A 4799-nucleotide genomic window follows, 5' to 3' on the forward strand; every position below is an offset into this window, starting at 1 on the left:
TCGGCGCGGTTCCGCGCCGCCATGAGCTCCCGGATCCAGTGGAACGAAGCCTTCGGGGTGCGGGCCATGGTGTCCCGGTCCACATGGATCAGGCCGAACTGCTGCTTGTAGCCGGCTGACCATTCGAAGTTGTCCAGCAGCGACCACACGTAGTAGCCGCGCAGCTCGATCGACTCGGCGGCGCCGCCGGGCGACGTCGCCTCGATGGCGGCGCCGATGTGCTCGGCGAGATACCGGACGCGGCGCTCGTCCGGGACAATCAGCCGCCCCTCGGCGTCGTGGATCTCCAGGTCCTCGAAGCTGGCGCCGCCCTCGGTGATGTAGACCGGCGGCAGTTCCGGGTAACGCTCGGCCATTTCCGCGAGCGCCACCGCCATGTAGTCCGGTCTGATCGGCCAGCCGTAGGCGGTGATTTCGGTATCGGGGAAACTCTGGACGTGGAACGGGGTAGCGCCCCCGTCGCCGTTCAAGTCGTTGCCCATGGCCTCGGCCATGCCCTTCGGCACGGTGCCCTCGCCCGGGCCGGCGCCCACGCGGGTGGGCATGTAGTAGTTCAGCCCGTAGAAGTCCATCGGCTGCGAGATCAGCTCCATATCCTCGCTCGACGGGCTGAAGGAGGAGAAGAACGTGGCGGCCCTGATCGCGTCCGGGTACTTGCCCAGCAGCACAGGGTCCGCGTACAGGCGGTTCTGGGCCATGTCCATCAGCCCGGCACTGACCTTGTCCAGCGGGTTGATGGACGCCGGGACCATCGGCGAATAGACGTTGGTGAGGCCGATTTCGCCCGGCACCTTGGCCGCCCGCAGCGCCTGCATCGCGAGCCCGTGGCCCAGCAGCTGGTGGTGGACGCTGGGCAGCGCCTTGAGCATGTGGGTTTCCCCCGGGGAGTGAACGCCCAGCATGTAGCCGTTGGCACTCACCGTGGCAGGTTCATTGATGGTCACCCAGCGCGTCACCCGGTCGCCGTAGGCCGCGGCCGCGATGGCGGCGAATTCCCCCAGCCGGTAGGCGGTGTCCCGGTTCATCCAGCCGCCGGCCTCGTCCAGTTCCAGCGGGGTGTCCCAGTGGTAGAGCGTGGCCATCGGCGAGATCCCGTTGGCCAGCAGCAGGTCGATCAGCCGGTCGTAGAAGTCCAGCCCCTTGGGGTTCACCGGGCCGCTGCCGCCGGGCTGGATCCGCGGCCAGGACAGCGAGAACCGGTACGAATCGATGCCCATTTCCTTCATCAGCGCGACGTCTTCAGGCATGCGGTGGTAGTGGTCGCAGGCCATCGCGGGGCTGTGAGCAGCAACGATCGTGCCGGGCCGGGCCGCAAACATGTCCCAGCCCGAAGGCCCCCGGCCGTCCTCGTCCAGCGCCCCCTCGATCTGGAAAGCGGCGGTCGCCACGCCCATGGTGAATCCGGGCGGCAGCAGGGCTGCCAGATCGTGGGCGGAAGCGTTCATTGGCGGATCCCCTATGCAGTTGCGCTGGTGGTTGATTGATTTTAGGCCCCGGCAGGTGCCCGCGCCACAACCGGGCCCCCAGCGCGCCCCGGGCGGCTCAGGGGACCGGCGGGATCAGCTCGCCGGCCTGCTCAGTACGTGGAGGCCTCCGGGCCCAGGAGGAACTCCTTGGCATGCGCCACGGCCTTCTTGAAGGCGTCGTTCCGCAGGCTCAGCAGCTGGTCCGCCTCGTCCGCCGCCGGCTCGAGGTAGCCGGTGAAACCGGGCCGGAGGACCCAGATGTCACCGGCCGGCGGCAAATAGAACACCCCGAAGGAACGCTGCTGGCGGTCCTCGGCGGACCAGATGGGCACCACCGCCAGCGCCGCCCCGGTGTCCACGTTGATCCACTGGGCACGCGGGAGGGGCAGTTCGTGGGCCTCCGGGTCAAGGAACGGTGCCGTTCCCTCGCCCCACCGCTCCTCGAACCGTTCGTGAAAGGCCGGCATCAGGTGCGAATCGTAACGCCGCCATGCGCTCATGGCCCTACTCCCTTTCTTGGACTTCCTTGCCTGGCAAAGCGCACCGGGACACCCGGCGCCGCGGTCATTCCGGACCCCGCTCCCACCGCACCGGGGTCACCCGCAGCAGCGGCTGCCTGAGCCGGTGATGACGGACCGGGATGCTGCGGCCTTCGGCCGGCGCTGGTCCGGCGTCCCGGGCCCGTGCGGCGGGGTCATACTCCGCCCGCAACGCCGGATTCCTCAGGACGGCGAACGACTCCAGGATCAGCCGCACCTCATCCCCGGCCCGGTCCCCGGCGCCGGGTACGGCCGGGGCGGCCGCCTCCAGGTCCGGGTGCCGGAGCCGCATCAGCGCCCGGAACGAGCGCTGGATCTCCGCCGGCGTGGCGTCCGGCGCCACCTGCAGGGCGGCGTAGAACCCACGCGGGTCACGGTTCATCGTTCCACCCCCTCCCGGGAGCCGGCAGGCTCAGGCCGGCCCGGACCGACCTGAGCCCCGCACTTTGCTTCCCACACTGTGATCCCGCACGCCCGGCCGCGGGCCGGGCCGGGGTTACTTCCCGATCTCCTGCAGCTTGTCCTGCGTGTGGGTGATTTCGATCTTCCGCGGCTTGGCTTTCTCCGCCACCGGGATGCGGAGGGTCAGGACGCCGTCGGCGTAGTTGGCCTTGACGTGGTCCAGGTCGAGGCTGTCGCCTAGGATCAGCTGCCGGCTGAACACCCCGCGGGGCCGTTCCGAGGCCAGCAGCTCGACGTTGGGCTGCGTCGGGTCGCGCCTTTCGGCCTTTACCGTGAGGACGTTGCGCTCGATGTCGAGGTCCACCGAGTCAACGTTGACGCCGGGAAGGTCGAGGGCAACCACAAACTCGCCGTCCTCCTGCCATGCGTCCATCGGCATGGTGGCCGGGCGGGCCGTCGTTCCAAAGACCTGCTGCGTCAGCCGGTCCAGTTCGCGGAACGGGTCGGTACGCATCAACATCACTTACCACTCCTTCATCAAAGAGAGTCCAATTCCTGTTCTTATCCAGCCCGCAACTATCTGTGGTGGTGGATATAGATTTTTTATAGCACCAGTGCGAGACTGCTGCAAGAGGAAAATTTTCCGGCGGATGAAGGAGGCGGGGCCATGGCGGAACGGGGGGCCGACGTCGGCGTGTATGCGATCTCAGTGGTGGCGCAGCTGGTGGGGACAGGGCAGCAGAACATCCGGCTGTACGAACGGAAGGGCCTGCTGACGCCGGACCGGACAGCGGGCGGCACCAGGCAGTACAGCGACACCGATTTGGTGGTGCTGCGCCGAATCGGCGAACTGCTGGAGGAGGGCCTGAACCTGGTCGGCGTGGCCAAGGTGCTGGAGCTGGAGGCGGCCAACGCCCGGCTCCGCGCGGAGCTTAAACGCCGCGGGGCGCGCTGACCGGCAGCGCGCCCCGCAGTCCCGTGCTTGCCTAGTCCGCGCCGGTCTCGTGCTTGGAGAGTTCGCCGGTGACCGGCTCCCCCGGGATCCGGGCCGTCCGCCACGTGTCCAGCAACATCACGGCGCCCAGGATCACGAACGAGATGGACAGCGAGGCGAGGGCGTCGGTGGTCCAGTGGTAGCCCAGGTACAGCCGGCTTATGGCGGCGAAGAAGATACCGACGCTGGCCACGGCGAAGCCCCCGACGGCGGCCTTGGGGTTCTTGCGGCGGGAAAATACCAGGAACGTCGTCACGAGCAGGAAATCGCACGCGCCCAGGACATGCCCGGAGGGGAACGAGAAGGTGGAGTCGGCCCCGAAAAGCATCAGGTCCACGGGCGGCCGCTGCCGGCCGACCGTCCGGCCGATCAGCTGCGCCAGGATGACCCCGGTCAGCATGGCACCGGCCAATACCATCGGCCGCCAGGCGTGCTTGGCCAACAGACCCCAGGCCACGGTGACCACCAGGATGATGATCGGCAGCCCGACGGGTCCGAAAACGACGGCCAGAATGATCATGATGGTCGTGGTGGGCTCCCCGCGCAGTGTCACGAGCCAGGAGCGCACCGGCTCGTCGACGACGCTGATGCCACCGTGCTGGAGGACGCTGACCAGGATGAAGGTGAACAACACGGCCCCGAGGACCATAAGTCCGACGGCGGTCCGGTACAGGTTCCGCCGCGCACCCGCGTCCATGTAGCGTTCCTCCACCACGAACTTTTCGTGGAAGACCCGCCACCAGCCGGACGATTTCCCGGTTTCTTGCTCTGCCATTCCCGCATCCGCCTTTGCGCCGTATTTTGTTATTTTCTTCCGTGAAGATTATCGCGGTTCCGGTTGCGCCGTTCACTTCGGCCATGAAGGCCGGCCCGGCTCAACACGGTCCGCCGACTCTCCGCGTGGTGAGTTGACTCACATTTAAGTCAGACGTTACTCTCGCTTCAGCCGTTGGCCATTAGGGCGACCACCTTCAGGAAAGACTGTGCGATGACGACAGCAAGCGAGTGCATTGATATCCAGGTCGACAGCCGCCGACTGCTTGACGAACGGCTCAACGACGCGGTCCTGGGGCTGCAGCGCCTCGCAATGCTCACGGGCACCCACGGCATCCTGCTGACGCGCCTCAAGCCCGGCCACTACACGGCGGCACTCTCGGACCAGGTTCCCTTCGGGATGACCAGGGAACTCGTCCACTAGGGCAGGCCCCCCAGGGCAGGACACACCCCCGGCCCGTCCGGCTCAGGATCCCCACAAGCCAGGACCCGGGCGGCTGAGCATCGAATCGCCGCCCGGGACCTTGGTGGTTAAGCGGCCGCCCGAACAGCGGCCGCCGAACCTCGGCCCGTCACCAGTCGTGAACGGTGCCGTCGACGAGGCGGTTGTAGGGCAGGTAGGCC

At 67.6% G+C, this 4799-nt stretch carries 7 protein-coding genes; 2 read left to right on the plus strand and 5 right to left on the minus strand.

Annotated features, from left to right (window positions below; all coding sequences use genetic code 11):
- The 4 genes from ABLI39_RS16925 to ABLI39_RS16940 all read right to left on the minus strand — a co-directional run.
- Positions 1–1445 (minus strand): GH1 family beta-glucosidase (locus ABLI39_RS16925; RefSeq protein ID WP_349414721.1); only part of this gene is annotated, 1445 nt, incomplete at its 3' end.
- Between the two features lie 131 nt (positions 1446–1576).
- Positions 1577–1966, minus strand: coding sequence for a hypothetical protein (locus tag ABLI39_RS16930; protein WP_349414722.1), 390 nt, complete (start codon positions 1964–1966; stop codon positions 1577–1579).
- 64 nt (positions 1967–2030) lie between these two features.
- Entirely contained in the window at positions 2031–2387 is a 357-nt protein-coding gene (locus tag ABLI39_RS16935) for a J domain-containing protein (RefSeq protein ID WP_349414723.1), read from the minus strand.
- 114 nt (positions 2388–2501) lie between these two features.
- The gene (locus tag ABLI39_RS16940; protein WP_349414729.1) at positions 2502–2927 is read right to left on the minus strand and encodes an Hsp20/alpha crystallin family protein; all 426 of its coding nucleotides are present in this window, start codon (positions 2925–2927) and stop codon (positions 2502–2504) included.
- A 147-nt stretch (positions 2928–3074) separates the two neighbouring features.
- Here ABLI39_RS16940 and ABLI39_RS16945 point away from each other — a divergent pair, with 147 nt between their 5' ends.
- Positions 3075–3362, plus strand: a complete 288-nt coding sequence (locus ABLI39_RS16945) for a MerR family transcriptional regulator (protein WP_349414724.1) — start codon at positions 3075–3077, stop codon at positions 3360–3362.
- A gap of 31 nt (positions 3363–3393) precedes the next feature.
- On the opposite strand, the gene ABLI39_RS16950 is transcribed toward ABLI39_RS16945, so the two are convergent.
- Entirely contained in the window at positions 3394–4176 is a 783-nt protein-coding gene (locus ABLI39_RS16950; RefSeq protein WP_349414725.1) for a phosphatase PAP2 family protein, read from the minus strand.
- Positions 4177–4389: 213 nt separating this feature from the next.
- On the opposite strand from ABLI39_RS16950, the gene ABLI39_RS16955 reads away from it, so the two are divergent.
- Positions 4390–4599, plus strand: a complete 210-nt coding sequence (locus ABLI39_RS16955) for a hypothetical protein (RefSeq protein ID WP_349414726.1) — start codon at positions 4390–4392, stop codon at positions 4597–4599.
- Positions 4600–4799: the final 200 nt, after the last annotated feature.

Source organism: Pseudarthrobacter sp. B907 (assembly GCF_040137805.1).
Taxonomy (GTDB): domain Bacteria; phylum Actinomycetota; class Actinomycetes; order Actinomycetales; family Micrococcaceae; genus Arthrobacter.

Coding starts and splice junctions, on each gene's coding strand:
- ABLI39_RS16930 (WP_349414722.1), bottom strand. CDS start 1,966: ATGAGCGCATGGCGGCGTTACGATTCGCACCTGATGCCGGCCTTTCAC.
- ABLI39_RS16940 (WP_349414729.1), bottom strand. CDS start 2,927: ATGTTGATGCGTACCGACCCGTTCCGCGAACTGGACCGGCTGACGCAG.
- ABLI39_RS16955 (WP_349414726.1), top strand. CDS start 4,390: ATGACGACAGCAAGCGAGTGCATTGATATCCAGGTCGACAGCCGCCGA.
- ABLI39_RS16950 (WP_349414725.1), bottom strand. CDS start 4,176: ATGGCAGAGCAAGAAACCGGGAAATCGTCCGGCTGGTGGCGGGTCTTC.
- ABLI39_RS16935 (WP_349414723.1), bottom strand. CDS start 2,387: ATGAACCGTGACCCGCGTGGGTTCTACGCCGCCCTGCAGGTGGCGCCG.
- ABLI39_RS16945 (WP_349414724.1), top strand. CDS start 3,075: ATGGCGGAACGGGGGGCCGACGTCGGCGTGTATGCGATCTCAGTGGTG.